Source organism: Streptomyces sp. SID13031 (assembly GCF_010548305.1).
In the GTDB taxonomy this organism is placed as follows: domain Bacteria; phylum Actinomycetota; class Actinomycetes; order Propionibacteriales; family Kribbellaceae; genus Kribbella.
In genome coordinates this window covers 347,978-372,284 of record NZ_JAAGLV010000001.1, presented here as the reverse complement: position 1 = coordinate 372,284, position 24,307 = coordinate 347,978, and the positions used below count along the sequence as shown (strand labels likewise).

The window sequence follows — 24,307 nt, the reverse complement described above, 5'->3', positions numbered from 1 at the left end:
CGACCAAAAGTCGGAGGGAAGAACCAGCGTGCCTAGCGAATACGCGAAGACACTAGGCGGCAAGTTGCGCGCCATCCGCCAGCAGCAAGGTTTGTCGCTGCATGGCGTGGAAGAGAAGTCCAAGGGTCGCTGGAAGGCGGTCGTCGTCGGCTCTTACGAGCGTGGCGATCGGGCCGTCACCGTCCAGAAGCTCGCGGAGCTCGCCGATTTCTATGGCGTGCCGATCCGTGAGTTGCTTCCTGGATCCGCCAGTGCGGCTGCAGCGGCTGCTGCTCCGCCCAGGTTGATCCTCGATCTGGAGGCCCTGCAGCACCTCGACGCGAGCGAGGCCGGTCCGCTCACGCGGTACGCGGCCACGATCCAGGCTCAGCGCGGGGACTACAACGGCAAGGTGCTGTCGATCCGTCAGGACGACATGCGCACTCTGGCCGTGATCTACGACGAGTCGCCGACGACTCTGACCGAGCGTTTCATCTCCTGGGGTGTGCTGAACCCGGAGGCGAAGGGTGACGTCGAGGAGTCCGAGGCAGCCGGCGCCTGAGCGGCGTCAGACTCGCGACGGCGTGACAAGACGGTCGGGGCTCGTAGCAGCTTGCCCACGGCCGCCTGCCCGCCTCCCCACACGGAGACGGGCCACCAGCAGTAGGAAGTGCAGGCTTTTTCAGTACGAGTAGTCGCAGTATCTGGCCGGGGCCGTTCCCCCCGCGCCGACGAACGGGGACGCTGAGAAGGCCCGGCACCGCACCGTGGCGGTACCGGGCCTGATGTGCTCTGCAGGCCTGCCAGAGGGGGTCTGTCAGACGCCCAGCGTGGGTTTGAGCTGCAACAGCCGGGCGAGCAGCCCGTTGACGAAGGCCGGCGACTCGTCGGTGGACAGGTCGCGCGCCATCGAGACGGCCTCGCTGACCGCCACCACGTCCGGCACCTGCTCGTCGAAGAGCAGCTCGTAGGCGCCGATCCGGAGGATGTTGCGGTCGACGGCCGGCATCCGGTCGAGCGTCCAGCCGACCGAGTGAGCGCTGAGCAGCTCGTCGATCGCCTCGATGTGTTCCGAAACACCCTCGACCAGCGCCACGGTGAACTCGTTCACCGGCGGGTCGTTGTCAGCCACCCGGTCGGCCAGGGTGCCGCCGACGGGCAGCCCCCGGAGCTCCGACTCGTAGAGCACGTCCAGAGCGCGCTTGCGGGCCTTGCTACGGGCAGACATGTTCTGTTGTCCAGACTCTCGGGTGTCAGGAGGTGACGCGGCCGAGGTAGTCCCCGGTCCGGGTATCCACCTTGACCTTTTCACCGGTGGTCAGGAACAGCGGGACGTTGATCGTGTAGCCGGTCTCCAGCTTGGCCGGCTTGGTGCCGCCGGTGGAGCGGTCACCCTGCAGGCCGGGCTCGGTGTACTCGACGGTCAGCTCGACCGAGGCCGGGAGCTCGACGTACAGCGGCAGCTCTTCGTGCACCGCGACGATGGCGTCCTGGTTCTCGAGCAGGAAGTGCGAGGCGTCGCCGACGACCTCGGGGGTGATGCTCACCTGCTCGTAGGTGGCGCTGTCCATGAAGACGTAGGAGCCGCCGTCGTTGTAGAGGTAGGTCATGTCGCGCTTGTCGACGTTGGCCACCTCGACCTTGACGTCGGCGTTGAAGGTCTTGTCGACGACCTTGCCACTCAGCACGTTCTTCAGCTTGGTCCGCATGACGGCCCCGCCCTTACCGGGCTTGTGGTGCTGGAACCAGACGACGGACCACAGCTGCCCATCCAGGTTGAGCACCATGCCGTTCTTGAGGTCGTTCGTCGATGCCACGCGGGAAATCCCCTTAAGAAAGCGTTCAGTGAAAAGTCACAGTGAAGTGATCAGCGGTACGCAAGATTGTAGCGGTCGGTCCCGGGTTCTCCCGACTCGTGGTCCCGGCGGGCTCTACGCTGGCCTTCAGGTAGTTCCCTCACCGCGCCCGGAAGGCAATCCCATGACGGGTCTCATCGTCTTCGTCGTCATCATGATCATCTTCTGGGGCAGCCGTGCAGCGGCCAAGAACAAGGGGAGCAACCCGAACGCGCGGGCGCAGAAGCTGCTCGAGAGGATCCAGGCCCAGCAGGCTCGCAACCAGCCCCCGCAGCTCCAGGGGCAGTACACCCAGCCGACGTCGGGCCAGCCGCTGCCGGGCACCCAGGTCCAGCAGACCGGCCGCGCCCAGAGCAGCGCCCAGCTCGCCGGCATGCTGACGGCGCTACTCCAGGCCGGCCAGCAGGGCGGCCAGCCACAGGGCGCGCCGCCTGCTCAGCAGTACGCGCAGCCGCCTGTTCAGTTCCAGCCCGCACCTGGTCAGTACGCGAGCCCTGGGCAGTACCAGCCTGCGCCGAGCCAGTACGCGCCGCCCGGACAGTTCCAGCCGCATTGGCAGCCGCAGTACCAGCAGCACGCCCCGCACCACACCCTGCCTGCGCCGAACAGCCCGCTGGAGATCCGCGTCCGCGAGCTGATGAAGTCGGGCCACGAGGTGCCGGCGATCCGGCTGCTCTGCGACGAGCAGGATCTCGGGATCATCGAGGCACAGAAGTACGCGCGCAGCCTGATCGCCCCGGCCACCAAGACCGGCGATCGTTCGGACCAGGTCGAGACTGGGCAGGCCGAGGAGGAGAACCGGTACGTCGGTTCGGCGGCGTTCGCCGAGTCGCTCTTCGATCTCGATCGCGACGAGACCGTCTGGGCCAGCGGCTGGGTCGAGAAGCCCGAGCCCGAGGACCGCACCGACATGGACGAGCTCTGGCAGACCGTCCGCAACAGCGGCCGGCCGGCCAACCCCGCCGGCTAACCGCCCGTCGGCCCGGCCAACTCAGCCAGCCGGCCAGCTGAGGGTCAGTTGGTTGTGCCGCTTTCGGAGGTGGAGGCCGGGCGGTAGCTGTTCGGTCGGGTAGTCCCCCGGATGGATCTGCACGCTCGGACCGGGACCGCCACGGAGGTTCGCGTTCCAGCTGCTCACCTGATCGGCGAGCAGCCGGGCGAAGTCTTGCGCCGCCGGGCCGTGGGCGTTGGCGCCGAGCTCGACGAAGTCCGGGTCCGGGGCGGGGCGGGCGGTCAGGTAGCCGAGCGAGTCAGCGGAGGCCATCGCGGAGGCTCCCCAGCGCGGGACCGGTGCGACGATGCCCTTCTTCAACGCGCGCGGCTCGGCGCTGAGGACGCAGTACCCGGGAAGGGTTGTGGCGAGCCAGAGGTCGAGGTCGGAGAGCGGTTCCTCGCGGTTCATCAGGACGCCGGACCATACGGTGGCTTTCGGCTGGTCCAGCACTCGCTCGGGCGGGATCGGCTCCGATTGCTGATCCTCGTCGAAGCTCAGGCTGACCAGGCCGCGGTGCAGCGAGACGTAGCGTTCTTCGTTCGCGCCGGCGCCTTGCATGTCGACGAATCCGCAGACGGTCATCGACCGGCTTTCCAGCCTGACCTCCGGGCTTCCGGCGTCCAGCAGGTCGAACGCGATCGATCGCGTCTGCGACCGGAATCTCAGCGGTACGACGATCCGCCCACCCGGCGCGAGCTGGTTCAGCCAGGCGGTGGGGATGTCCCAGGCGGTGACCGTGACGAGGACGCGATCGTAGGGAGCGCTCTCCGGTACGCCGAACTCGCCGTCGGTTCGTAGTACACGGACGTCCGGATAGCCGGCCGCATCCAGGCCTTGGCGTGCGCGCGTCGTCACGTCGGGGTCGATGTCGATCGTGGTGACCTCACCGGTCGGGCCGACGAGTTCGCGCAACAGAGCAGCGTTGTAGCCGCCCGAGCCGATCTCGAGCACGCGATGACCGGCCTGGATGTCGGCCTGCTCGAGCATCAGCGCGACCACGGTCGGCTGGGAGACCGAGCTGATGGCGATCCCGGACTCGTTGCGTTTCATCAGGACGACATCGTCGGTGTACGCGAGCTCCAGTGGCACCAAGGGGACGAAGAGGTGCCGCGGGACCACCCGGAAGGCGGCCGCGATCCGCTCGTCGTGGATCGCGTCCTGGGAGACGAGCAGGTCGGTCAGTGCCGCGCGCAACGTTCCGGCGTACGGGGAATCGTTGCTCTCGGCATCCATTAGGTCAGTCTGTCCGGTCGCCGAGCGATTCGAGCAGCTTGCGCAGGGTGTCGGCGAGAGACTCGCGTTCGGTCGCCGACAGACCGGCCAGCAGACGGTTCTCGGTGTCGATGTGGGTCGGCAGGACCTTGTCGATCAGCTCCAGGCCGGCGGGGGTGAGCTCCACCAGGACACCGCGGCCGTCCGTCTCGCTGGGGCTGCGCTTGACCAGGCCGCGCTCCTCCAGCTTGTCGAGCCGCTGGGTGATCGCACCGGAGGTGACCATCGACGAGCGCATCAGCCCGGCCGGGGTCAGGCTGTGCTCCGCGTTGCTGCGGCGGAGCGTGGCGAGTACGTCGAAGGAGGCGCGGTCGAGGTCGTGGGCGGCGAAATTGCGGCGCAGTTCGCCGTCGATGAGCTGGGACAGCCGCTTCACCCGGCCCATCACGGCCATCGGGGACGCGTCCAGATCCGGGCGCCGCTCGCGCCACTGACCGAGCACCAGGTCGACATGATCCGCCATCCGGCCAGCGTACTAGATCTCTTAGTGGTGAGATAAAAGAGTGGAAAGTTGCTTAGCGCTGAGGTATATTGTCTTAGTGCTAAGCAATCGAGCCTCCCTGATCCTCACCACAGCGATCGCGCCGGCGCTGTGGGGAACCACCTATCTGGTCACGACGGAACTGCTGCCACCGCAGCGTCCGCTCCTTGCCGCCTTCATCCGGGCGCTTCCGGCCGGTCTGCTGCTCGTCGCGCTCACCCGGCGGCTGCCGCAGGGGATCTGGTGGTGGCGCGCACTAGTACTCGGTGCGCTGAACATCGGAGCCTTCAACGCATTGCTCTTCATCGGCGCCTACCGGCTGCCGGGCGGAGTCGCGGCGACCGTGGGTGCGCTGCAGCCGTTGCTGGTCGCTCTGCTGTCGACAGGTCTGCTCGGCGAGCGACTGAAGCTCAAGACGATGCTGACGGCGATCGCCGGGGTGGCGGGCGTGAGTCTGCTCGTACTACGCGCAGATGCGCGGCTGGACGCGTGGGGTGTCGTCGCGGCGCTGGGTGGTGCCGTCGTGATGGCCACAGGCGTAGTACTCAGCAAGCGCTGGACTTCCCCTGCTCCCCTGCTAGCCACCACCGGCTGGCAGTTGGTCGCCGGTGGACTGTTGCTTCTGCCAGTCGCCTGGATCGTCGAGGGCGCCCTCCCCGCTTCCTTCACCTTCGCGAACCTCGCCGGCTACACCTACCTGACGATCTTCGGCTCGGCCGTCGCCTATGCCCTCTGGTTCCGCGGCCTCCGGGCCCTCTCCCCCACCAACGTCACTTTCCTGGGCCTACTCAGCCCAGTCGTCGCCACCACCCTCGGCTGGCTGGTAGCCGACCAACGCCTGACCCCACTGCAGCTACTCGGCGGCCTCATCGTCCTAGCCGCCTTGATCACCGCCCAACTGAAGCGGAAGCCCGCCCCCGAACTCACCCCCACCGCCCCCATCCCCGTCCCCGTCCCGGAAAAGGTCTGACCATGCGAATCACCATCTTCGGAGCCACCGGCGCCGTCGGCACCCGAGCAGTAAAGGAAGCCCTCACCCGGGGCCACCAGGTCACCGCAGTAGGCAGAACCAAGGAACGCCTACAGTCCCTCGCACTCAGCCTGGCTACAGAAGCACCCGCCGGGTCGGGTGGGCTGTGGCTTGAGCGAGGGGATGCCTCCGATTCGGGTGATGTCGCCCGGCTGAGTCGGGGGCAGGATGTTTTGATCAGTGCCACTCGACCCGTGGCCGGGCAGGAAGATGAGTTGGCGATTGCTGCCAAGGGGTTGGTGTCCGGCTTGGCTGGGAGCGATACCCGGCTGGTGATCGTTGGAGGGGCCGCCAGCCTTACGGTGCCGGGGGATGCGGGGACGATGGTTGTTGATGCGCCGGGGTTTCCAGCTGAGCTGCGGCCGATTGCTCTTGCCTGTAATGAGCAGCTCCAGGTGGTACGAGGGAGTAGTGGGGTGGATTGGGCTTATGTGAGTCCGCCTGCGGTGCTTGAGCCAGGGACCCGGACCGGGGAGTATCGGGTGGGGCGGGACGAGTTGCTCGTCGGAGACGACGGGGAGTCGTACATTTCGATGGAGGACTTCGCCGTCGCGCTGCTCGACGAGGCCGAGCGGCCGAAGCACCACAGGACGCGGTTCACCGTCGGGTACTGACTGACCTGATGGGCAGCGGGGTTGCCCGATCGGCTGTACTCGGGCTCGATGTGCGATCACCGCCCGCACCCGATTCTTGATGCTGTGTCCACTTCAGCGCGACTGGATGTCGAAGAACTCGTCATCGTGCCCGGTTCCCCGGCGCAGTGTCAGGTCCAGGTGGCCAACCGCGGTTCGATCGTGGAGGCCTACACCCTGACGCCCGTCGCGGATCTGGCCGGCTACGCCGTGATCGAACCCGCCACGCTCTCCCTCTACCCGGACGCGGAGGGCACGGCGACGATCACCATCACGGTGCCCCGCGAGGCCGTGATCGAGGCGGGCGATGTCGCGTTCGGAGTACTGGTCCGCGGCAACCGCCCGGTCACTATCCCGTCTCCTTCGTGGCCCGGCGGGCCGGGACGCGGGTCGGGTCGATCTTGTTCCGGCCGACGTCGCAGGACCCGCTCGTGAAGAGCCCGACCTCCACAACAGCAAAGCGCCGGACCGGGTTGAGCCCGGTCCGGCGGTGGTGGTGGATGGAGCTGTTAGATCAGGCCCTCGCGCAGTGCGTAGGCGACGGCGTGCGAACGGTTCTTGAGTTGCAGGCGGCTCGTCACATCGTGCAAGACGTTCTTCACCGTCCGCTCCGAGTAGGACAGCTCACGAGCGATCTCCTGGGTGTCCTTGCCGTCGGCCACGAGGCGCAGTACCTGCGTCTCCCGGTCGGACAGCCCGGTGTGGGACAGACCCCGCGGTGCCAGCACGTGCCGCTGCATGCGCGACACCTGCCCGAGCAACCGGCCCAGCAGATCGGGCGGCAAACTACCGTCGCCGGCAGCGGCGGCCTGGAGCAGATGCACGATCCGGTCGGCAGTCGCGTCGGTACGCCGAAGCACACCCGACACCCCCAGCTCGACCGCGGTCATCAGCGCCTCGTCGTCGATCGTGCTGCCGATCAGCACGGTCCGGCGACAGCCGCGTTGCGTTGCCGAGCGCAGTACCTGCACTGCGCCCGCGTCCAGCGAGTCGACCGCGATCAGAGCCACCACTGGCGGGGTGGTGCGCTGGTCGGCCTTGACCTGCTGCGACTGTGCCTGCTGCGACTCGGCCAGTTCGGCGTCACCGATGAGCAGGATCTCCGGACGCTGCCTGAGTGCGTGCACCAGCCCGACCTGCGACAGCGGGTCGAGAGCTTTCACCCAGACAGGTATGCGTTGTTGCGTCATGTACGTCACTCCCCCAGAGCGGTGTGGAACGGAACGGATCGAATCCGCAGTCACGTCGAACCCCCAAAATCGTCAATCCCGATCGTGATGCCCGATCTTCAGCCAGCCTTCAATTTCGGCCATAGCCGGTATCTCGACTCAATCCAAGGGTGACCCGACGGCATTTCACCGGCGTCTCATGCCGATCTCTTGTCCCTCCGGCACCGTGAAACGTCGCCTTCGACCCCCGCCTGCTGCCCCAGCCTGCTGCCCTCGTCGGCTGCCTCGCCAGACTGCCCGGGCTGACCGCCGTGACACCGAAATGAGCAACCCCGAGGGTTCCTCGGGGCTGTGTTAGGTCCTGACGCCGCGGCTCAGGGCAGGGTGGTGATCGCGCGGAGGGCCAGGCGGTAGGAGTCCATGCCGAAGCCGGCGATGGTGCCCGTGGACACGGCGGCGACGACGCTGGTGTGGCGGAACTCCTCGCGGGCGGCCGGGTTGCTGATGTGGATCTCGATCAGCGGGGCGGTGCGCTGCGCACAGGCATCACGCAGGGCGTACGAGTAATGGGTGAAGGCCGCCGGGTTGAGGACCACCGGGATCTTCCGGTCGGCGGCCTCGTGCAGCCAGCCGACCAGCTCGGCCTCGTCGTCGGTCTGCCGCACCTCGACCTCGAGCCCGAGCTCGGCGCCGGTCTTCTCGCACTCGGCGATCAGATCCGCGAACGTCGTGGCGCCGTACACGTCAGGCTCCCGCGACCCGAGCCGCCCGAGATTGGGGCCGTTCAACACCAGTACTCGTCGCCCGCCGACACCATCGTTCACACCCTCAGACTAGTGCCGGCCCAGCTCGGCAACGACCCGGACAGGCCGACCGCGAGCCGGGTGCTGCTCGCGTGGGTCCTCGTGTGGGTCAAGGACGGATCAGGCGGCCGTAGGCCTGCTTGGCCTCGGCGACCGCCGTCCGGTACTGCGTGTCGGCGGTGATCCCAGCGCTCAGAGCGGCCCAGTTGCGGCGGGACAGCACCTGCTGGGTCGAGATCAGGTCGGCGGCGGCCAGCTCCCCGGCGAGGCCGTTGCCCAATACATCCGCCAGGGCTGCCTGGTCGGCCGCGATGAATTGGTGCACCCGGGTCGCCAGAGCCGGAGTGGTGAAGACGAGGCGGTGGTAGGCGAGCACACCTGGGGTGTCGTTGAGCCCGGTAACCGGGTCCCGGCGCCTAAGCCCATCGACAAAGTGCTCCCGCAACGCCGCCACCGCACCAGCCACGTCAACCGGGCCGGCCAGGCTGGCTGGGCCGGCCGCCGCGGCGCGGGCCGCGGAGGCGACGCGGGCGGCTTCGCCGGCGTGGTCGGCGAAGCGGTGCACCGCGAGGTCCTGCTTGGTGGCGAAGTACTTGAACAGCGTCGGCTTGGAGACGTCCGCGGCCGCCGCGATGTCCGCCACCGACACCTCGTCGAACCCACGCTCCAGGAACAACTCGATCGCCGCCTGGGAGAGCGCGTCGTGGGTCTGCCGCTTCTTACGGTCCCGCAGTCCGGCCATGCACCGACGATAGCAAAGTGTTAACCTGGTCAAACAATTAACCGAGTTAACTTTTCTGAATCGGTGGGGTGGATGCGAGGACTGGACGAGGAACGCGAGTACGCCGAGCGCTGCCGCGTCGCGCTGCAGGCGATGATCACGGGCGCCCGTGAGAACGTGGTCGTCGGTGAGCTGACCTGGGGCGACCGGTACACGGCCGAGCGCCTCGGCTACTACCTGAAGAGCCTCGCCCAGGAGCTCGGCGACGAAGGCACCGGACCGCCGTTCTTCGGTCTGATCGGCTACGGCACGGACGAAACCGCCGGCGAGCACAGCAACCAGACCTACTACCTGGGCCGACGACACATCTCAGATGCCATCGGCCGCCCACCCCTGGTCATCGACTGGCGAGCCCCGGTCTCGACCTCCTTCTACCGCGCGAGCCCGACAGACCCCCGCGGTATCACCACCCGCCGCCGCTTCGGCTGGTCCACAGAAACCCTCACCGGCTACGAAGACGAACACCTCACCCACCCCCCACACCCTGCGGCCACGGAAGGCGGGGTGGGCGCGCCTAGCGCGGACGGTGGAGTGGGCTCGAACGGTGGAGTGGGAACGCCGGGCGCGGACCACCGTGTGGGTACGGAAGGTGGGGTGGGTGGGGGGCTCGTGGGGATTTTGCGGGCGGAGATCGAGCGGCCTCGGGTGGGGCCGATGCGGGATATCGTGGCGACGATTCAGCCGGAGCAGGACCTGCTGGTCAGGGCCGAGCTGGACGAATCGCTTTGTGTGCAAGGGGCTCCGGGGACCGGGAAGACCGCGGTCGGGCTGCATCGGGCGGCGCATCTGTTGTATGTGCATCGTGCGCGGCTGCAGCGCAACGGGGTCCTGGTGCTCGGGCCCAACCGGGCCTTCCTGCACTACATCTCCGCAGTACTTCCCACGCTCGGCGAGGTGGACGTCGAGCAGACGACGATCGAAGAGCTGCTGACCGGCGAGCAGCACCCGATTCGCAGTACGGACGAGCCTGCGGCGGCGCGGGTGAAGCACGATGCGCGGATGGCCGAGGTGCTCCGGAGAGCGCTCTACGACCGGATTCGCCCGCCCGCCGACGCGGTCGTCGTACCGGACTCGTCGTATCGGTGGCGGGTGAACCAGTGCGGGTTCGAGCAGATGGTCGACGACGCACAGCAGGAGGCGACGGCGTATCTGCTCGGCCGGGAGCGCGTGATCTCCCGCCTGGTCGCCGCCCTGCAGCGACAAGCCGAGGCCCGCGGGCAGAACTGCAACGGCAACTGGCTCCGCAAGATGGGCCGCGCGGTGAGCCCAGCAGTCGACGCGGTCTGGCCGGCCGTCAAAGTCGACGAACTGCTCGCCGAACTCCTGAGCGACCGCACCGCGCTCGCCGCAGCCGCCGACCAACTCCTCACCGAGGACGAACAAGCAGCCATCAGCTGGAAACGGGCCAGGCCCCATCACAAACCGCGGGCGAAGAGCGCTCTCTGGACAGCCGCCGACGCAGTCCTGCTGGACGAAGCGAGCGCTCTCCTCGAGCGCGGTCAGACCTACGGCCACGTGATCATCGACGAAGCCCAGGACCTCTCCCCCATGCAATGCCGAGCGATCGCCCGCCGCAGCGAACACGGCTCGATCACCGTGCTCGGCGACCTCGCACAAGGTACGACGCCCTGGGCCGCGCGCGACTGGCCGGAGCAACTCGGCCATCTCGGCAAGCCCGACAGCCAGGTGATCGCCCTGACCACCGGCTACCGGGTCCCCGCCGCCGTCGTCGAGCTGGCCAACCGCCTCCTCGACGGGCTCGGCGTCGACGTCCCCCCGACCAGATCGTTCCGCTCCGACGGCCGGTTGACGGTCCAGCGGACGGCCGATCTCGCCAGAGCGTGCACGGACGCGGTACGGGCTGCTTTGAAGGAGGAAGGCTCGATCGGCGTCATCGCTGCCGACGACGCGACCGACGATCTCCGCCGCGCGCTGCACCTGGACGGCATCGACACGATCGAGGCGGATGGCGACGGCCGGGTCGCGGTCGTGCCGGCGACGATCGCGAAGGGTCTGGAGTACGACCACGTGATCGTGATCGAGCCCGCCGCGATCGTCGAGGCCGAGTCCCGTGGCCTCAACCGGCTCTATGTCGTGCTGACCCGGGCGGTGTCCCGGCTGGAAGTCCTGCACTCCCGCGACCTGCCGCCCGAACTGGACAGAACCGGCACCTGAGGTCCCGAGACTGCGCGGGTCAGCGGGGCAGCGGGGCAGCGGGGCAGCGGGGCAGCTCGGACCGGGACTTGCGGGAGCGACTGCGGTCCGCCGAGAAGTCCGCTCTGACCGAGAACTTTCATCGGCACAGTTGCCGCCAGTCGACCAGGATCAGCTGACGGGCCTTCTTCGCGTCCCCGTCCACTCGACCAAACAGCACTGAACACTGCTCGCTCGCTGGTCTCGGTGGAGGGGAAGAAGCTCCCCGGCTGTCCGGCTCCCCGGCTGTCCGTTCACGGCCGGTCGGCTGGGCGGGTTCCGCGGTGGTCGACGATGAACTTGAAGCCGTAGCGGGTGGTCCATTCGAGGGCGTCGTCGTTCAGGCGGCGTACCCGCCAGCCGCCGTGCGTCTTCATCCGGTGGCTGAATCGCCGCAGCGGAATGAGGTTGTCGGTATTCGATTGTTCTCGTGGACCGTCCGGTCTGAACGGTTCGATGTGGTCGAGATCGACGGCGCGGCTGCTGTCACCGGTGCCGTAGACGAACTGTTCGGCGGGGTACCGGAGCTTGATGCGTTCCCGGATCCGCTGCGGGATCTCATAGGCGTCAACGGCCAGCCGTTCCTTGAGGTCGATGACCGGCTTCACGATCACCTGGCCGTGGCCGATCAGTTCTTCCAGCCGGGTCACCAGCACCGGACCGAATCCCTCGATACGGGCGACACCCTCACCGGAGAACAGCGTCTCGTCGGTGAGGTGCAGATAGAGCATCGTGCCGTTGCCCTGCCGCCGCCCTGCCGACTTGAGGCCGGCCAGCTTCCCGATCAACTCCCGCCGCGCCGCACTGTCCAGACCGGACGCCCCAGACTCGCCGGGCTCGCTGGGCTCGCCGGGCTCGCCGGACAGGTCGGACTCGCTGGATGCGTGAGGCTCGCTGGTATCAGTCGCCGCGTCCCACGGCCAGCGCTCCACCGGCGAATCCGCTTGCGAGTCTGGCTGCAGCTCCTGCGTCGCTGTAGCTGCTGAAGGCGTCGCAGACGGCACGTCGACTGGTTCACCGGGCGAGGCCGCGGGAGGCGCGAGCGCATTCGGCGCGGGCGCGTCGGGCGCGTCGGGCGCGTCGGGCGCGTCGGGCGGGCCAGGCGTAGCAGGTGGGCCGGACGCATCGACATCCGCGTCGGCGTTGGCGTCGGGCGAGGCAGTAGCAGGTGCGGTGGGTGAGGCAGGCCCAGCGGGCGGGGTGGAGATCGCGGGAGCGGTCGGCTCGACAACAACCGGCGAGACGGGCGTCGCGGGAGCGGTCGGCTCGTTGGCGGTGGAAGGGGTGGTGGGTTCGTGAGTGGTGAGGTGGTGGGTGAGGTGGAGGAGTTCGGTGGCTAGGGCGGGATCGGCGAGGATGTCGAGGGCTCGGACTCGGCGTTCGTGGATCGGGGAGGTGTCGCCGAGCGCGGCGAGGGCGTTGGCGATCTGGTTGATGGTGGCTTCAATGCGGACGACAGTGCCGGTGGGAGCTTTGATGAATAGCGTGGTGGTGCCGTGGTTGTCGGTGCGGCCGACCCAGACTCCGCGTTCGCGGGCCTTCTCCTCCGCCTGGGCGCGGGCGGTGACCGGGTCTGCTTCCCACAGGGCGGCCTTGACGATGTTGTGCAGGCGCAGCGGGCTCAGCGTGTCGACGATGTCCGCGACGCGGCGGTCGACCAGACCGGCGGCTTCTTCGGACAGGTCCATGCAGGCCGTCGCGATATTGCACGCCTTCCACGCAGTGGCGTGGCCTGAATCGACCTGGGCCCAGATCCTCGGGAGCCGGTGGCGCAACGCGAGGGCCTGGCCCATGTATTTGGCGGCCGAGGCGGTGGAGCGGCCGATCATCACACCGAACTCGGCGACGGCGAATTCGGCGACGCTCGGGCAGCCGGAGCCGCCGTAGACCCGGCTCTGTTCGCCGCCGGGAACCAGTTCGTGATCGGAGACAGTGGCCGTGCCCGGGTGGAGGTCGGCGAAGTGCAGGGCATGGCGCAGGATCTCGACATCGATCCAGTTGCGCTGGACGTGCAGTTCGCCGACCGAGGACAGCGTCTCCCGGGCCGTGTACTCACTGACATCAAGCGACTCGAACATGTGTTCGACATTACGCTGAGTTGGCACGGGTTGCAAATCGCGCAGTAGTCCGAACTCTCTTACTCTCAAGGCGATCCAGTAGGGTATGCGTGGACCTCTGAGGACACCTTCTGCGTCCTAGTTACACTTCGTGAGCAGCACTGGATGGCAGTTGGCAACCATCGTGGTGGAGCTGCGGACGTAGAGGCTGGGGCGGACGTAGAGACCCGAGGATCAGCTCCGACCTGTGTCGTGAAGGCGCCCGGAAGGGGAGCCCGCGATCGCGTCCGTCGGAGATTTCGTTGCTGATTGCAGATCAGTTTTTCCCTTCGCGGACGTCCTTCCCCTGTTCGGCGAACGCCTTGAAATCCTGCATGTGCTGTTGCGACTGCTTGTGGAAGGTGCTGGGCATGAGTAGCCCCACAAGTCGCATCAGCAGACCGCTGAACCGGTACTCGCTCTCGGTCTCCCAAAGCGTCGTGTCCGGATTGGCTTCGGTCAGCCGATCGCGGGCGACGCTCCAGATGCCTGCGCCGACGATCTCGCGGTCGAAGTGAACGACGATCCCTTGGGGATCCCGTGCAGGTCTGCCGGCTCCCGGCGGGTGATCGTTTCGGTGAGTTCGATCTTCCGCTGCCCAGACTGCATCACGACCCGCGACTTGGTACCGAGCTGCCCGTGTATCCCACTCAGCGGCTCGTGCAGTACCAGGCCCCGCAGCCACTTCGGTAGGTGTGCCGGGTCGGCGAGCAGCTGGGCCACCCTCTCCCGCGGCAGGGCGATCTCGATCGAGTTGGTGTACTTCATGGCGCGGATTCCTTCTAGGAGTGGGACAACATGCGGTTGCGCCGCTCGTCAGGTCGGGTCGGGTGCGTAGAACTTGGTGGTGGCCTCGACTGCGGCCGCGACGTGCTCCGGTTCACCACCGGCGGCCAGGTGAGCCTTTCCCCAGGCCGCGGCGCTGCGCCGGATGAACTCGCGTCCTTCGGGCGACTTCTGGACCCCCTCGTGGTTGGCGGTCTCGCCATCGGACAACAGCCGGGCCAGGGCGAGGAGAGCCAGATCCCAGCCAACGCCGCCGGCACCGGGGCCGTAGGTCGGGAAGAGGGGCTCCCCGACGACCGCTGCGTGAATCAGCTCGAATTCGGTGTCGCCGGTCGGGCCCGGGGCCAGGCGCACTTCCACCTCGCTCGTGCCGGGCCAAGCGTCGGCGTCCGGCCCGTAGAGCCAGGACACCTTGAGCAGACGCGGCGGCTCGCACCGGAGGATCTCGCCGTGCTCGCCACCGTCCAACTCGAACTTCCCGCCTAGCCGCAGATCCCCGGTGACCGGTTTCAACCAGCGTTGCAGCCGCTCGGGGCTGGTAAGGGCATCCCAGACGTCGTCGATCTGCGCAACGTATCGCCGCCGCACCTCGATGGTGTACGCGTCGCCGGCGGGCACGCTGCCCTTGCCCATTGCCCGGCGTGCGGCGGCCAGTTCGTCCAATACGTCTTTCATGTCATGTTCCCTTCGCTGATGGATCGGCCTTGTCCGCATCGATGCCGGACTCGGCTGGTGGGGTGGGCTCCCCACCGGCCGGGGTCCGAGCTGCGCGCCCGCCCCGGGCCAGCTCGGTTTCCAGGGCGTCGAGGCGTTGTTCCCAAAACCGGCCAAACCGGTCCAGCCATGCGTCGACCTCGCTCAGCGGCGCGGGCTCGACGGAGTAGAGCCGGCGAGCGCCCTCAGCCCGCACCGATGCGAACCCACTGTCACGCAGCACGCGCAGATGCTGTGAGACAGCCGGCTGGGAGATTGCGAACTCGGCCCGGATCACGTCCGTGATCGCGCCAGAGGTCTGTTCACCGTCGGCGAGCAGCTCCAGAATGCGCCGGCGTCGAGGGTCGCCGAGGATGTCGAACGCGTGCATGAACCGGAATCATACCGGCTTCCACTTATATAAGCCAGGGATGGTGTCCTGACGGCACGTTCGGCTTGGAGTTCGTGTGCACCAGCGACCACAGCACCGATCCGAGGCAGAACTACACGCCCCTCCAACAGTTCACCGTACGGACGAAGCTCCCCAGCAATCACGCCGCAGATCATCACGAACGGCGCCCCGTCCAACCAACCCAGCACACTCGTTAGTGCAGTTAACTGACCTTCTCTGCACTAGCTCGGCGGCACGAGTGAGCAATGACCCCGATTGACCGCGGGCTACGGAGCGCGTCAGCGGGGTGCCGACTGGGGTAACACTGCAAACCTGGCCGGTTCAGGCCGTTCCGAGGACCTGCTGCCCTGGGGTGCGAGGATGGTTGAGTGACGGGTCTTCGAGCGGCTGCTGCGCTCCTCACGGCCGTGGTGCTGGTGCCTTCCTGCGCACCGGACAAGGACGGCAGCGATACCGCTCCCCAATTTCGGCAGCAGGACGCCGTCGCACGACTGAAGGCCGATCTCGAGCGAGTGACCGACGAGGTGGCCCCGGCGGCGCGGACGGTCGGACCTTGGGAGGCAACAACTTGCCCGGGCGGCGGCCGGACTTGGCAAGCATCGCTCACAACCAACACCGAGACTGCTCTTCCGCAGTTCGAGCCGATCCGGAACTGGCTGAGCGGCAATGGCTTCAGCGTCACTGAACAGACCGCTGACGATGTACGAACTGTCCAGGGTCGGACCGCGGACGGGTTCACGGCCGTACTGACCCGGCGCTTCGGGGACCAGGTCGATTTGACCTTCACGTCACCCTGCACCGCGCGGCCAGGCGCAGCGGCCATACCTCTCGCCGCTCCAAGGAGCGGTCTCGAAGCGCCGTCTCTCCAGCTGGCGTGCGAGAAACCCCAACGCTATGTGGTCAGCCCGGCGGCCCCGCAGTACCGCGGTCACGCGCCCCATCCGATCGCGCTCTTCCGGTCGTTTCCGCCGAACATAGCAACGGTCGAACCTTTCGTGCCGCAGGAGTGGGACGCTGCACCAAACGATCAGGTCGACAAGAAGCGCGTCCAGCTGGTTGCGTGCCTCACGGCTGTCCCAGGCGCAACCGTCGGGCGAGTGAACTGCAGCGATCACTCCGACCCGCTGGTCTTCCCGGTTCGCGAAACGACCTACCAGGTGGTGGTCCGCACCGCTCTCACCGGCCAGAAAGTCGCCACCTTCACCCTCCCAGGCACGTCTGTTGGCCAGGACACCTGCCCGAGATTCCTCGAATACTCGGATCAGACGGTGCTGCTGCGTTCGTTTACCCGCGCCGCTCTGAACGCCCAACTCCGGCCGCTTGCTACTGGCCGACGCTGAGGGCCCCTGAGGCTGTTCGTACTCTGCGTGGCTGTCCTCAGCGAGCTCGAAGGTCCCGGCCTTTCCAATGCGGTCGCGTTCGAGGATCGCCGGCTGGCGGTGTCATTGCGTCCAGCCATCTAGTCATCGTGCTCTGTGCGGGGCCGTCGGACCTGGCGACTCAGCGGTGGGAGACGGTCGAAGTAACCCGACTCCTCGTAGTAGAACGACAGCCGAGTGCCCTGGACATCGCATTGCGGCGACCATTGCCGATGACGCCGACGAACCGCGACCCCTCCCCGGGGACATAGGGGCTGACCGCGGCCTGTCCGTAGCACAGTCACTGGATGGCCTTCCTGCCTGATTGTTTGACGTATCGGACAACCTTAGGCCGGTCAGCGCACCTTGTCCGGCAGCGTGGGCATGCCGAGGCTGACGGCTCGGCGGGTCTGGGTGCGTTTGCTGCGTAGGAAGGTGAGCGTGAGGTCGATGCCTTCGAGCTCGCGGCGCCGTTCGAGGAACTGCTGGTAGTGCAGAACGACGGTGTCGTCGAAGACCGCGACGTAGCCGCGGGTGGTTTCGATGCTGAGGTGACCGAGCAGCGCGGCGCCGATGTGGATCGGGAGGCCGGAGTTGACCAGCTCGGTCGCGAACAGCCGACGGAAGTCGTGCGGCGCGAAGCTCACCCCCTCGAACTCTGGGTGGGTCTTCGCGAGCTCGGCGCAACACCACTGCAGGCGACGCCGGATCGTCGTGGGCGTCATTGCCGAGCGGTGCAGGCCGTTGATCCGCTGGAACAGGTAGGGCAGCGAGGCCTTCCAGACTAGTTCGTAGGGGTCGTAGCTGTGGGCCAGGGGGACGGTGCCGTGCTGAGTGCGGTGCCGCTTGATGACCTGGGCGATCGCGTGGAATAGCTCGGCCGACATCGGAATGACGCGCTCGCGGTCGGCTTTCGACGGGGCGATGACCAGGAGCGCGATCACCTCGCCGTTGGTGCGCTGGTAGTTGCGGACGCTGAGGTGGGTCAGCTCCAGCAGCTCTTCGATCCGCAGGCCGGCGTGGCGCATGATCTCGACCATCGCCCAGTCGAAGAACGCGCCCTCCTCCTCTAGTGAGACGTTGACGAGTTCGCCGGTGTGGCGGTTCACCGCCCGGAGCCTGTAGGCCTCACCGCGCTGAACGTAGCGGCGGTCGTTCTCGCTGGCGGTGCGCTGCCACTGGGCGCCGGCGTAGGTGAAGTGCTCCCCCAAGCCGACGGCTTGGGTCGCGGCGAGAAGGTCGCGGTAGTGCAACCACTGGTTGGCGACGTGGTCGACCAGAAGTGGCAGTAGTGGTTGCCGGATCCGGGTGCGGTCGGCCATCCGCTCGTTGATCCGGCGCCGGGCGACGTGCGTCCGCCGGACCTCTGCCTCTCGGACGGGACACGGCGCGACCCACTGGCCCCATAACGCCGGGTCGTCGTAGGCCCAGGACTGCAGGTCGAGGTAGAACGAGCGGATCCGCAGTAAGACGTTGAGCATGTTCAGCCGCCGCCCGCCGCTGGGCAGCAGGCTGATCGACTGTTTCCACTGCTGGTAGGTCTCCTCGCTCAGATGCAGCCCGACCTGCCCCGGATTGACCTTCTCGACGTTGCTCCAGAACAACTGCGTGAGCAGGTGGGCCAGCTGGCTGAGAGTGTTGTAATCCAGGCCGACAGCGCGCCGGCGCAGGTATTCGATGAACACCTCGCGGACGCCGGGCGTCGTAGGACGGTCCCGGTCGACCAGCTGCTCGATGGTGAGCTGCCCTTGCCGCAGCGCGGCCTTCAGCGAGTGCGGCGCCGAGGGCGGGAAGACGCCCATCGCCCGCAGCAGTTGCCAGGTCGCGCCCGCGACCGGGGTGTGCCGGTAGCCGTTGGCCTCCCGGTGGGCCAGCGCGTAGTGCAGCAAGATCCCGGGCGTCAGATCGCCCAGGCTCAGGCCGAACGCGATCAGGCATTGGGAGACGTCGATCAGCGCGGCCCGCTGCATGAAGTCGCGGGCGCCGGACTCACGGACGTAGACGAAGAACCTGTCCAGCAGCGGATCGTTGGCCGCTCGGCGCAGGTGCTCGGCAAGGTACGGATACTTCGCCGCACGAAGTGCCTTGAGAGAAGGCTGGACGACCCGCAGACAGAACAACATCCGGGTGCCCGACGTCAACCGGCCCCGTTCCTTCTTCCCGTCGACTAGGTCGGCCGGCACCAGCATGCCGTCGTTGAAGCCGAGCGCTTCCCACCGCTGCTGCCAGGTCTCGCCCGGCGCCTTCTCCAGCTCGCTCAGCAGGTCCCAGCGCGGCTCCACCCGCGGCCGCGCGTAGTGCTCGGCAAGCCGATCCATCAGGTCCTCCAAGGCCACCACCGTGTACTGCGCTGTCGTCGTCACATGTGCATGCCGCAGGATCGTCTGCACCTCCACCAAGGTCAGCTGCGGATCCCTCGCCATCCGGGTCGCGGCGGTATGCCGCAGGTCGTGCAGCGTCCAGTTCGTCCCCAGCACCTCGTTCGCCCGGGCCATCACCTGCCGCAGCGCCCAGTACGTCAACGGCCGCGACGGTCCGCGGCGCGTGCGCCACAACGGCTGCCCAGGCACCGGCAGACCCGCTTCGCCCAGATACGCCGCCAGATAGGCCAGCGCCTCCGGTGACACCGGCACCGGCTCGTGCGCTCGGGTGCCCTTGCTGATCACCCAGATCTTGCCCGCTGCCCAGTCGACGTCCTCCAGGCGCAGCCCGAGGCGTCCGGCTCCGCAGCTTCGGGCGCAGCCGGCTCCGACGAACCGGGAGCGGCTCCTCAAGCGGAGACCGGTGCGCTAGCCGCGTACGGCGATCTGGGCTCTGCGGCACCGGAATCACCAACGGACCCCGCCCGTAGTGACGGTGGTACTCATAGAACCCGTGCACCACCGTCAGCGCGTGCGCGATCGTCGACGGCGCATATCCCGCCGCCAGCGTCGGCTTCCCTGTGAGGGCGTTCACCACGCCCGAGTCGGCACGCTTGCGCTGTGGGTTTGGTGCCGCCCGCAGCCAGCCCACCATCGCGGCCGCCTCCGCCTCGGTCGCCTGCTCCCAACCGACGTCGACCAGCCACAACAGCCGGAACCAACGCAGCAGGTCGTGCGCGTAGCTTCGCCCCGTCGACGGGCTCGCATCCCCCAACGCGAGATCCCGCAGATATCGGCTCGCCGGATCAACCTCCCGTCCGGCCGCGTCGACCACCACCCACGGCAGCGACGCCAGACCACTCGCGACCACAGCACCGACCCGCGGCAGCGCGACCCGACCCTCCAGCAGCTCACCGTACGAACGAAACTCTCCAGCGACCACGCCGCAGATCAACACGAACGCACAGTCGACCAACCAACCTGGAACGGTTGTTAGTGCAGTCAACTGACCAACCGAGCGACTGCTTCGTCAGCTGACCTCGGCGTAGGCCGCGACGAGGAGGCCCGGGTCGGGGGCTTCGAGGATCGTGGGCTTGGCGAGGGCGTCGAGGATCACGAAGCGGAGCCGGTCGGCGCGGGTCTTCTTGTCCAGTTTCATCGCGTCCTGCAGATGCGGCCAGGCGTCCGCGCGGTACTTCACTGGCAGCCCCAGTGATTCCAGTACTGCGCGGTGCCGGTCGGCCGTCGCGTCGTCGAGCTTGCCCGCTGCCCGGGCGAGCTCAGCGACGAACACCATCCCGATGCTGATAGCGGCGCCGTGACGCCACTTGTAGCGCTCGACCCGCTCGATCGCGTGCCCGAGCGTGTGCCCGTAGTTGAGCGCCTCGCGCCCGATCTGCCCACCGGCGACCGTCGTCTTCTCCCGCAGATCCGCGCCGACCGTATCGGCCTTGACCTGGATGGAGCGGGCGATCAGCTCCTCGGTGTGCTTGTACGCCGGTGACGCGGAGCCCTCCGGATCCGCCTCCACCAGCTCGAGGATCGTCGGGTCGGCGATGAATCCGCACTTCACGACCTCGGCCAAGCCGCTCACGTAATCGTTGCGGGGCAGGGTTTCCAGCGCGGCCAGATCGCACAGGACACCGGCCGGCTCCCAGAACGCACCGACGAGGTTCTTGCCCTCGGCCGTGTTGATCCCGGTCTTGCCACCGACGGCGGCGTCGACCATGCCGAGCAGCGTCGTCGGGATGTGCACCACCTTGACGCCGCGCAACCAGGTCGCGGCGACGAAGCCGGCCAGGTCGGTCGTCGTCCCGCCACCGATCGACACGATCGCGTCGGACCGGGTGAAGCCCGCTTGGCCGAGCACCGACCAGCAGTACGCGAGCACCTCGGCGGACTTGGCCTCTTCGGCGTCCGGGATCTCGATCGCGTGCGCGGTGAAGCCGCCCGCGACCAGGTCGTCACGGATCGCGTCGCCGCTGGTACGCAACGCGCGCGGGTGGATCACGGCGACCCGGCGGACGTCGGCTCCCAGCAGGCCGGGCAGTTCGCCGAGCAGATTGTTGCCGATGACAACGTCGTACGGCGCCGCCGCGGCGACCTGGATCCGGCGCGCCTGCCCAGCCAGGGTCTGCTCGGGCTGGGTCTGCTCGGCCAAGGTCTGCTCGGGCTGGCCTTGCTCGGGCCGGGCAGTCATCCGAGCTGCTCCAGGATCTCGTCGGCGATCTCCTGCGGCGCCCGGCCGTCGGTGATCACCGTGTGCTTGGCGGCCTCGGCGTACAGCGGCCGGCGCGCGTCCATCAGGTTCTTCAGCTGGGTCCGGACGTTGCCGAGGAGCAGCGGCCGGGCGACGCCGAGACCGACGCGCTTGGCCGCTTCACCGACCGACACGTCGAGGAAGACGACGTTGTGACCGGCCAGGTCGGCGCGCGTGTCGGCGTCGACGATGGCGCCGCCGCCCAGCGACAGCACAACGTCGTCGGCGCGCAGCGCGGCCACGATCGCGGCCCGCTCCAGCGCCCGGAACGCGGGCTCGCCGGAGTCGACGAAGATGTCCGAGATCGGCTTGCCCGCTGCGTTCTCGACGTCCGTGTCGGTGTCGCGATGGGGCTTGCCGAGCTTCGCGGCGAGCAGCTCGGCGACCGTCGACTTGCCCGAACCCGGCGGCCCGATCAGCACGACGAACGGTCCTCGCGAACCGATGCCGGCTGCGTCCGTACCGGCCGGGTCGGTGCCAGGTACTGGGCTGGTGTCAGGCGTGGGGTCGCTCACTCGTCACCCCACTCGCGCGGGGCGATCGTGCTCGGCAGGCTCGCCAGGTAGCTCTTGTGGTTGCGCGAGGTCTCGCCCACCGAGTCGCCACCGAACTTCTCCACCGACACGTCGGCCAGCACGAGCGCGACCATCGCCTCGGCGACGATCCCCGCGGCCGGTACGGCGCAGACGTCGGAGCGCTGGTGGTGTGCGGCCGCCGCCTCACCGGTGGCGGTGTCGATCGTCCGCAACGCGCGCGGCACGGTCGCGATCGGCTTCATCGCCGCCCGCACGCGCAGCGTCTCGCCGGTGCTCATGCCGCCCTCTGTCCCACCCGAGCGGCCGCTGGTACGACGTACCTCGCCGTTCTCCGCGACGATCTCGTCGTGCGCCTTCGACCCCGGCGTGCGAGCCAGCTCGAAGCCGTCGCCGAGCTCGACGCCCTTGATCGCCTGGATGCCCATCAGCGCGCCGGCCAGCTTGGAGTCGAGCCGGCGGTCCCAGTGCACGTAGCTGCCGAGGCCCGGCGGGAGTCCGTTGACGATCACCTCGACGACGCCGCCGAGGGTGTCACCGGCCTTCTGCGCCTGGTCGATCTCGGCGACCATCTGCTTGCTCGCGTCCGGGTCCAGACAGCGGACCGGGTCTGCGTCCAGCCGGGCGACGTCGTCGGCCGACGGGACCACGCCGTACGGCGCCTTGACGGTGCCCAGCTCGACGACGTGGCTGACGATCGTCACGCCGTACGCCTGCTTCAGGAACCTGGCCGCGACCTCGCCGAGCGCGACCCGGGCAGCGGTCTCGCGCGCACTCGCCCGCTCCAGCACCGGACGGGCCTCGTCGAAGCCGTACTTCTGCATGCCGGCGAGGTCGGCGTGGCCGGGCCTCGGGCGGGTCAGTGGCGCGTTCCGGGCGAGGTCGGCCAGGATCTCGGGGTCGACGGGATCGGCGGCCATCACCTGCTCCCACTTCGGCCACTCGGTGTTGCCGACCTGGATCGCGACCGGGCTGCCGAGCGAGAGCCCGTGCCGGAAGCCACCGAGGAACGTCACCTCGTCCCGCTCGAACTTCATCCGGGCGCCACGGCCGTAACCGAGACGACGACGAGCCAAGGCGTCGGCCACGTCATCCGTGGTGACCTGGACGCCTGCGGGGAGACCTTCGAGTACGGCGACGAGCGCTTGTCCGTGCGACTCGCCGGCGGTGAGCCAGCGCAGCATGCCGCAATCCTCCCATGCCGCCACTGCCGGCCCGGAAGCAGTCTCGCCATCCGTCGGTGACCGCCTCCTGCCAGGTGGCGACCGCCCAGCCCTCCAACAACTCCTGGCCGGCCGGGCTCTACGACTGGCAGGTAGTGGCGCGGTCGGGGTCGAGAGCGCTGCGGACGGAGAGGGCGACGTCCAGGGCCTTTGCCACCGGGTTTGCGTGGCAGGCGTTCTCGTCTTGCGGTACTGCCGCGGCGGCACCCGCGGCGGCGGCACCAGCCAGTACGACGGTGGCCAGGCCCGCGGCGGCCGCCCTGGCGATGGTGCGGCGCAGCTTGGTGGTCATGTCGTCCTCCTCGTAGGTCCGTATTCGGTAGGTACGACGCTATGAGCCGGCGAGGCGGAACGAACTGGCCTTGGGACCCGTCTATGGGTAGTGCTAGCGCCACCACGGTTATGCTCGGGGATGCGCTGGGTGGGCCGGTGGAGTTCACCGATGGTCCGTCGATCGTTGCCGCGCACCCCGAACGGGTTCGGGAGTTCGTTGCCGGCGGCCCCGGGTGGCCGGCCGGGACGTCACCGACGACACCCAGATGACGTTGTTCACCGTCGAAGGGCTGATCCGGGCCGTACGGCCGGGACGTCCGGCCCGTCCCCCGAGGGTCAGGCCCGGCGTCCCGGCCGGGTCATTGGCAGCCGGTCAGGCTGGTCCACCGATCAGCCTAGGTAGAGGCGCTCCAACGGCTGACCCGCCAGTGCGCCGATCAGCGCGCCGACGAGCATGAACGGCCCGAACGGGAACAGCTGCTTGCGTTTGAACACCTTCACCGCCGTCAGCACGATCCCGATCACCGCGCCGAGGAAGAACCCGCCGTACAGCCCGACCACGAGCTCACCCCAGCCGAGCCATCCCAAGGCGATGCTCAGCAACCCGGACAGCCGGACGTCACCGTAGCCGACGCCTCGCGGGAACACCCGATAGAGCAGGTCGAACACCCCGAACCCGACCACGCCCGCGATCGCGGCCCGCAGCAGCGACCCCCATTCCGCCGTCTGCAAGGCACCGGCCACCAACGCCAGCCCGACGAGCAGGTACGACGGCCAGATGATCGCTGACGGCAGGTACTTCGTCCGGGCGTCGATGTACCCCAGCACCGATCCCACGACCGCCAGGATCAGCCACGCGGCCAGCCCGGCCGACGTCCCCAGCGCCCACCCGAGCAGCCCGCCCGCGACCGCCCCCGTCGCGCCACACCAGTACGCCGCCCTGGTGCCGACGCCTTGCCCGGCGATCTCGGCGTACCGGATCTTGCTGTCGCCCTCTTCGAGCACGGGCTCCGGGATCCGTCGCATCACCAGCGGGCCGAGCGTGAACGCGGCGGTGCCGCAGAGCACCACCCCGGCCCCTGCGGCGAGCAACGCGTTGTCAGCCGGCACGATCCAGGAGCCT

The 24,307-nt window shown here is 68.2% G+C and carries 24 protein-coding genes; 7 read left to right on the top strand and 17 right to left on the bottom strand.

Going from position 1 to position 24,307, the window contains the following annotated elements; all coding sequences use genetic code 11:
* The first annotated feature begins 28 nt into the window (after positions 1–28).
* Complete coding sequence (locus G3I17_RS01680) at positions 29–541, top strand: transcriptional regulator (protein ID WP_026163359.1); 513 nt, start codon at positions 29–31, stop codon at positions 539–541.
* A gap of 255 nt (positions 542–796) precedes the next feature.
* On the opposite strand, the gene nusB is transcribed toward G3I17_RS01680, so the two are convergent.
* Together nusB and efp are read right to left on the bottom strand one after the other, a co-directional pair.
* Positions 797–1,207: a transcription antitermination factor NusB gene (nusB, locus tag G3I17_RS01675; protein ID WP_164593207.1), complete on the bottom strand. Its 411-nt coding sequence runs from the start codon at positions 1,205–1,207 to the stop codon at positions 797–799.
* A gap of 25 nt (positions 1,208–1,232) precedes the next feature.
* A complete protein-coding gene (gene efp / locus G3I17_RS01670) occupies positions 1,233–1,796 on the bottom strand; it encodes an elongation factor P (protein WP_164593205.1) in 564 nt (187 codons plus the stop codon).
* 163 nt (positions 1,797–1,959) lie between these two features.
* Between efp and G3I17_RS01665 the strand changes: the two genes are divergently transcribed.
* On the top strand, positions 1,960–2,805 hold the full coding sequence (locus G3I17_RS01665; protein ID WP_164593203.1) for a hypothetical protein: 846 nt from the start codon (positions 1,960–1,962) through the stop codon (positions 2,803–2,805).
* A 21-nt stretch (positions 2,806–2,826) separates the two neighbouring features.
* Here the strand turns inward: G3I17_RS01665 and fxlM are convergent, their stop codons facing one another.
* Positions 2,827–4,062 (bottom strand): methyltransferase, FxLD system, encoded by a 1,236-nt coding sequence (gene fxlM, locus G3I17_RS01660; RefSeq protein WP_164593201.1) that lies wholly within the window; start codon positions 4,060–4,062, stop codon positions 2,827–2,829.
* A 4-nt stretch (positions 4,063–4,066) separates the two neighbouring features.
* Positions 4,067–4,564: a MarR family transcriptional regulator gene (locus tag G3I17_RS01655; RefSeq protein WP_164593199.1), complete on the bottom strand. Its 498-nt coding sequence runs from the start codon at positions 4,562–4,564 to the stop codon at positions 4,067–4,069.
* A gap of 76 nt (positions 4,565–4,640) precedes the next feature.
* Between G3I17_RS01655 and G3I17_RS01650 the strand changes: the two genes are divergently transcribed.
* The 3 genes from G3I17_RS01650 to G3I17_RS01640 all read left to right on the top strand — a co-directional run bounded on the left by G3I17_RS01650 (position 4,641) and on the right by G3I17_RS01640 (position 6,679).
* Positions 4,641–5,552 (top strand): EamA family transporter, encoded by a 912-nt coding sequence (locus G3I17_RS01650; RefSeq protein ID WP_164593197.1) that lies wholly within the window; start codon positions 4,641–4,643, stop codon positions 5,550–5,552.
* Positions 5,553–5,554: 2 nt separating this feature from the next.
* Positions 5,555–6,226, top strand: a complete 672-nt coding sequence (locus G3I17_RS01645) for an NAD(P)H-binding protein (protein WP_164593195.1) — start codon at positions 5,555–5,557, stop codon at positions 6,224–6,226.
* 84 nt (positions 6,227–6,310) lie between these two features.
* Positions 6,311–6,679 carry a hypothetical protein gene (locus G3I17_RS01640; RefSeq protein ID WP_164593192.1) on the top strand — a complete coding sequence of 123 codons (369 nt, stop codon included), beginning with the start codon at positions 6,311–6,313 and terminating at the stop codon, positions 6,677–6,679.
* A 74-nt stretch (positions 6,680–6,753) separates the two neighbouring features.
* Here the strand turns inward: G3I17_RS01640 and G3I17_RS01635 are convergent, their stop codons facing one another.
* From G3I17_RS01635 to G3I17_RS01625, 3 genes are all read right to left on the bottom strand, one after another.
* A complete protein-coding gene (locus tag G3I17_RS01635) occupies positions 6,754–7,434 on the bottom strand; it encodes a response regulator transcription factor (protein ID WP_164593190.1) in 681 nt (226 codons plus the stop codon).
* A 353-nt stretch (positions 7,435–7,787) separates the two neighbouring features.
* Complete coding sequence (gene aroQ / locus G3I17_RS01630) at positions 7,788–8,237, bottom strand: type II 3-dehydroquinate dehydratase (RefSeq protein WP_164593188.1); 450 nt, start codon at positions 8,235–8,237, stop codon at positions 7,788–7,790.
* Between the two features lie 88 nt (positions 8,238–8,325).
* A complete protein-coding gene (locus G3I17_RS01625) occupies positions 8,326–8,958 on the bottom strand; it encodes a TetR family transcriptional regulator (protein ID WP_164593186.1) in 633 nt (210 codons plus the stop codon).
* 72 nt (positions 8,959–9,030) lie between these two features.
* On the opposite strand from G3I17_RS01625, the gene G3I17_RS01620 reads away from it, so the two are divergent.
* The gene (locus G3I17_RS01620; protein ID WP_164593184.1) at positions 9,031–11,172 is read left to right on the top strand and encodes an AAA family ATPase; all 2,142 of its coding nucleotides are present in this window, start codon (positions 9,031–9,033) and stop codon (positions 11,170–11,172) included.
* 272 nt (positions 11,173–11,444) lie between these two features.
* On the opposite strand, the gene G3I17_RS01615 is transcribed toward G3I17_RS01620, so the two are convergent.
* From G3I17_RS01615 to G3I17_RS01600, 4 genes are all read right to left on the bottom strand, one after another.
* Positions 11,445–13,268, bottom strand: coding sequence for a DUF222 domain-containing protein (locus tag G3I17_RS01615; RefSeq protein ID WP_164593180.1), 1,824 nt, complete (start codon positions 13,266–13,268; stop codon positions 11,445–11,447).
* 477 nt (positions 13,269–13,745) lie between these two features.
* A complete protein-coding gene (locus G3I17_RS39635) occupies positions 13,746–14,054 on the bottom strand; it encodes an SRPBCC family protein (protein WP_203589594.1) in 309 nt (102 codons plus the stop codon).
* Positions 14,055–14,102: 48 nt separating this feature from the next.
* Positions 14,103–14,747 (bottom strand): SRPBCC domain-containing protein, encoded by a 645-nt coding sequence (locus G3I17_RS01605; protein WP_203589593.1) that lies wholly within the window; start codon positions 14,745–14,747, stop codon positions 14,103–14,105.
* Between the two features lies 1 nt (position 14,748).
* Positions 14,749–15,156, bottom strand: a complete 408-nt coding sequence (locus tag G3I17_RS01600; RefSeq protein ID WP_164593178.1) for a metalloregulator ArsR/SmtB family transcription factor — start codon at positions 15,154–15,156, stop codon at positions 14,749–14,751.
* Between the two features lie 389 nt (positions 15,157–15,545).
* On the opposite strand from G3I17_RS01600, the gene G3I17_RS01595 reads away from it, so the two are divergent.
* Positions 15,546–16,517 carry a hypothetical protein gene (locus G3I17_RS01595; protein WP_164593175.1) on the top strand — a complete coding sequence of 324 codons (972 nt, stop codon included), beginning with the start codon at positions 15,546–15,548 and terminating at the stop codon, positions 16,515–16,517.
* Between the two features lie 374 nt (positions 16,518–16,891).
* On the opposite strand, the gene G3I17_RS40310 is transcribed toward G3I17_RS01595, so the two are convergent.
* The 6 genes from G3I17_RS40310 to G3I17_RS01565 all read right to left on the bottom strand — a co-directional run bounded on the left by G3I17_RS40310 (position 16,892) and on the right by G3I17_RS01565 (position 24,294).
* Entirely contained in the window at positions 16,892–19,309 is a 2,418-nt protein-coding gene (locus G3I17_RS40310) for a site-specific integrase (RefSeq protein WP_239062088.1), read from the bottom strand.
* Positions 19,310–19,925: 616 nt separating this feature from the next.
* Positions 19,926–21,026 carry a 3-dehydroquinate synthase gene (gene aroB, locus G3I17_RS01585; protein WP_164594135.1) on the bottom strand — a complete coding sequence of 367 codons (1,101 nt, stop codon included), beginning with the start codon at positions 21,024–21,026 and terminating at the stop codon, positions 19,926–19,928.
* Positions 21,027–21,091: 65 nt separating this feature from the next.
* Positions 21,092–21,601 carry a shikimate kinase gene (locus G3I17_RS01580; protein ID WP_343238197.1) on the bottom strand — a complete coding sequence of 170 codons (510 nt, stop codon included), beginning with the start codon at positions 21,599–21,601 and terminating at the stop codon, positions 21,092–21,094.
* Between the two features lie 65 nt (positions 21,602–21,666).
* A complete protein-coding gene (gene aroC / locus G3I17_RS01575; protein WP_164593171.1) occupies positions 21,667–22,872 on the bottom strand; it encodes a chorismate synthase in 1,206 nt (401 codons plus the stop codon).
* Between the two features lie 118 nt (positions 22,873–22,990).
* Positions 22,991–23,203 (bottom strand): hypothetical protein, encoded by a 213-nt coding sequence (locus G3I17_RS01570; RefSeq protein ID WP_164593169.1) that lies wholly within the window; start codon positions 23,201–23,203, stop codon positions 22,991–22,993.
* Between the two features lie 371 nt (positions 23,204–23,574).
* The gene (locus tag G3I17_RS01565) at positions 23,575–24,294 is read right to left on the bottom strand and encodes an A24 family peptidase (protein ID WP_203589592.1); all 720 of its coding nucleotides are present in this window, start codon (positions 24,292–24,294) and stop codon (positions 23,575–23,577) included.
* Positions 24,295–24,307: the final 13 nt, after the last annotated feature.

Excerpts from the sequence above, each read along its gene's own strand:
- nusB (WP_164593207.1), bottom strand. The coding sequence starts at position 1,207 with ATGTCTGCCCGTAGCAAGGCCCGCAAGCGCGCTCTGGACGTGCTCTAC.
- G3I17_RS01665 (WP_164593203.1), top strand. The coding sequence starts at position 1,960 with ATGACGGGTCTCATCGTCTTCGTCGTCATCATGATCATCTTCTGGGGC.
- fxlM (WP_164593201.1), bottom strand. The coding sequence starts at position 4,062 with ATGGATGCCGAGAGCAACGATTCCCCGTACGCCGGAACGTTGCGCGCG.
- G3I17_RS01655 (WP_164593199.1), bottom strand. The coding sequence starts at position 4,564 with ATGGCGGATCATGTCGACCTGGTGCTCGGTCAGTGGCGCGAGCGGCGC.
- G3I17_RS01645 (WP_164593195.1), top strand. The coding sequence starts at position 5,555 with ATGCGAATCACCATCTTCGGAGCCACCGGCGCCGTCGGCACCCGAGCA.
- G3I17_RS01635 (WP_164593190.1), bottom strand. The coding sequence starts at position 7,434 with ATGACGCAACAACGCATACCTGTCTGGGTGAAAGCTCTCGACCCGCTG.
- G3I17_RS01625 (WP_164593186.1), bottom strand. The coding sequence starts at position 8,958 with ATGGCCGGACTGCGGGACCGTAAGAAGCGGCAGACCCACGACGCGCTC.
- G3I17_RS01620 (WP_164593184.1), top strand. The coding sequence starts at position 9,031 with ATGCGAGGACTGGACGAGGAACGCGAGTACGCCGAGCGCTGCCGCGTC.
- G3I17_RS01615 (WP_164593180.1), bottom strand. The coding sequence starts at position 13,268 with ATGTTCGAGTCGCTTGATGTCAGTGAGTACACGGCCCGGGAGACGCTG.
- G3I17_RS39635 (WP_203589594.1), bottom strand. The coding sequence starts at position 14,054 with ATGAAGTACACCAACTCGATCGAGATCGCCCTGCCGCGGGAGAGGGTG.
- G3I17_RS01605 (WP_203589593.1), bottom strand. The coding sequence starts at position 14,747 with ATGAAAGACGTATTGGACGAACTGGCCGCCGCACGCCGGGCAATGGGC.
- G3I17_RS01600 (WP_164593178.1), bottom strand. The coding sequence starts at position 15,156 with ATGCACGCGTTCGACATCCTCGGCGACCCTCGACGCCGGCGCATTCTG.
- aroC (WP_164593171.1), bottom strand. The coding sequence starts at position 22,872 with ATGCTGCGCTGGCTCACCGCCGGCGAGTCGCACGGACAAGCGCTCGTC.
- G3I17_RS01570 (WP_164593169.1), bottom strand. The coding sequence starts at position 23,203 with ATGACCACCAAGCTGCGCCGCACCATCGCCAGGGCGGCCGCCGCGGGC.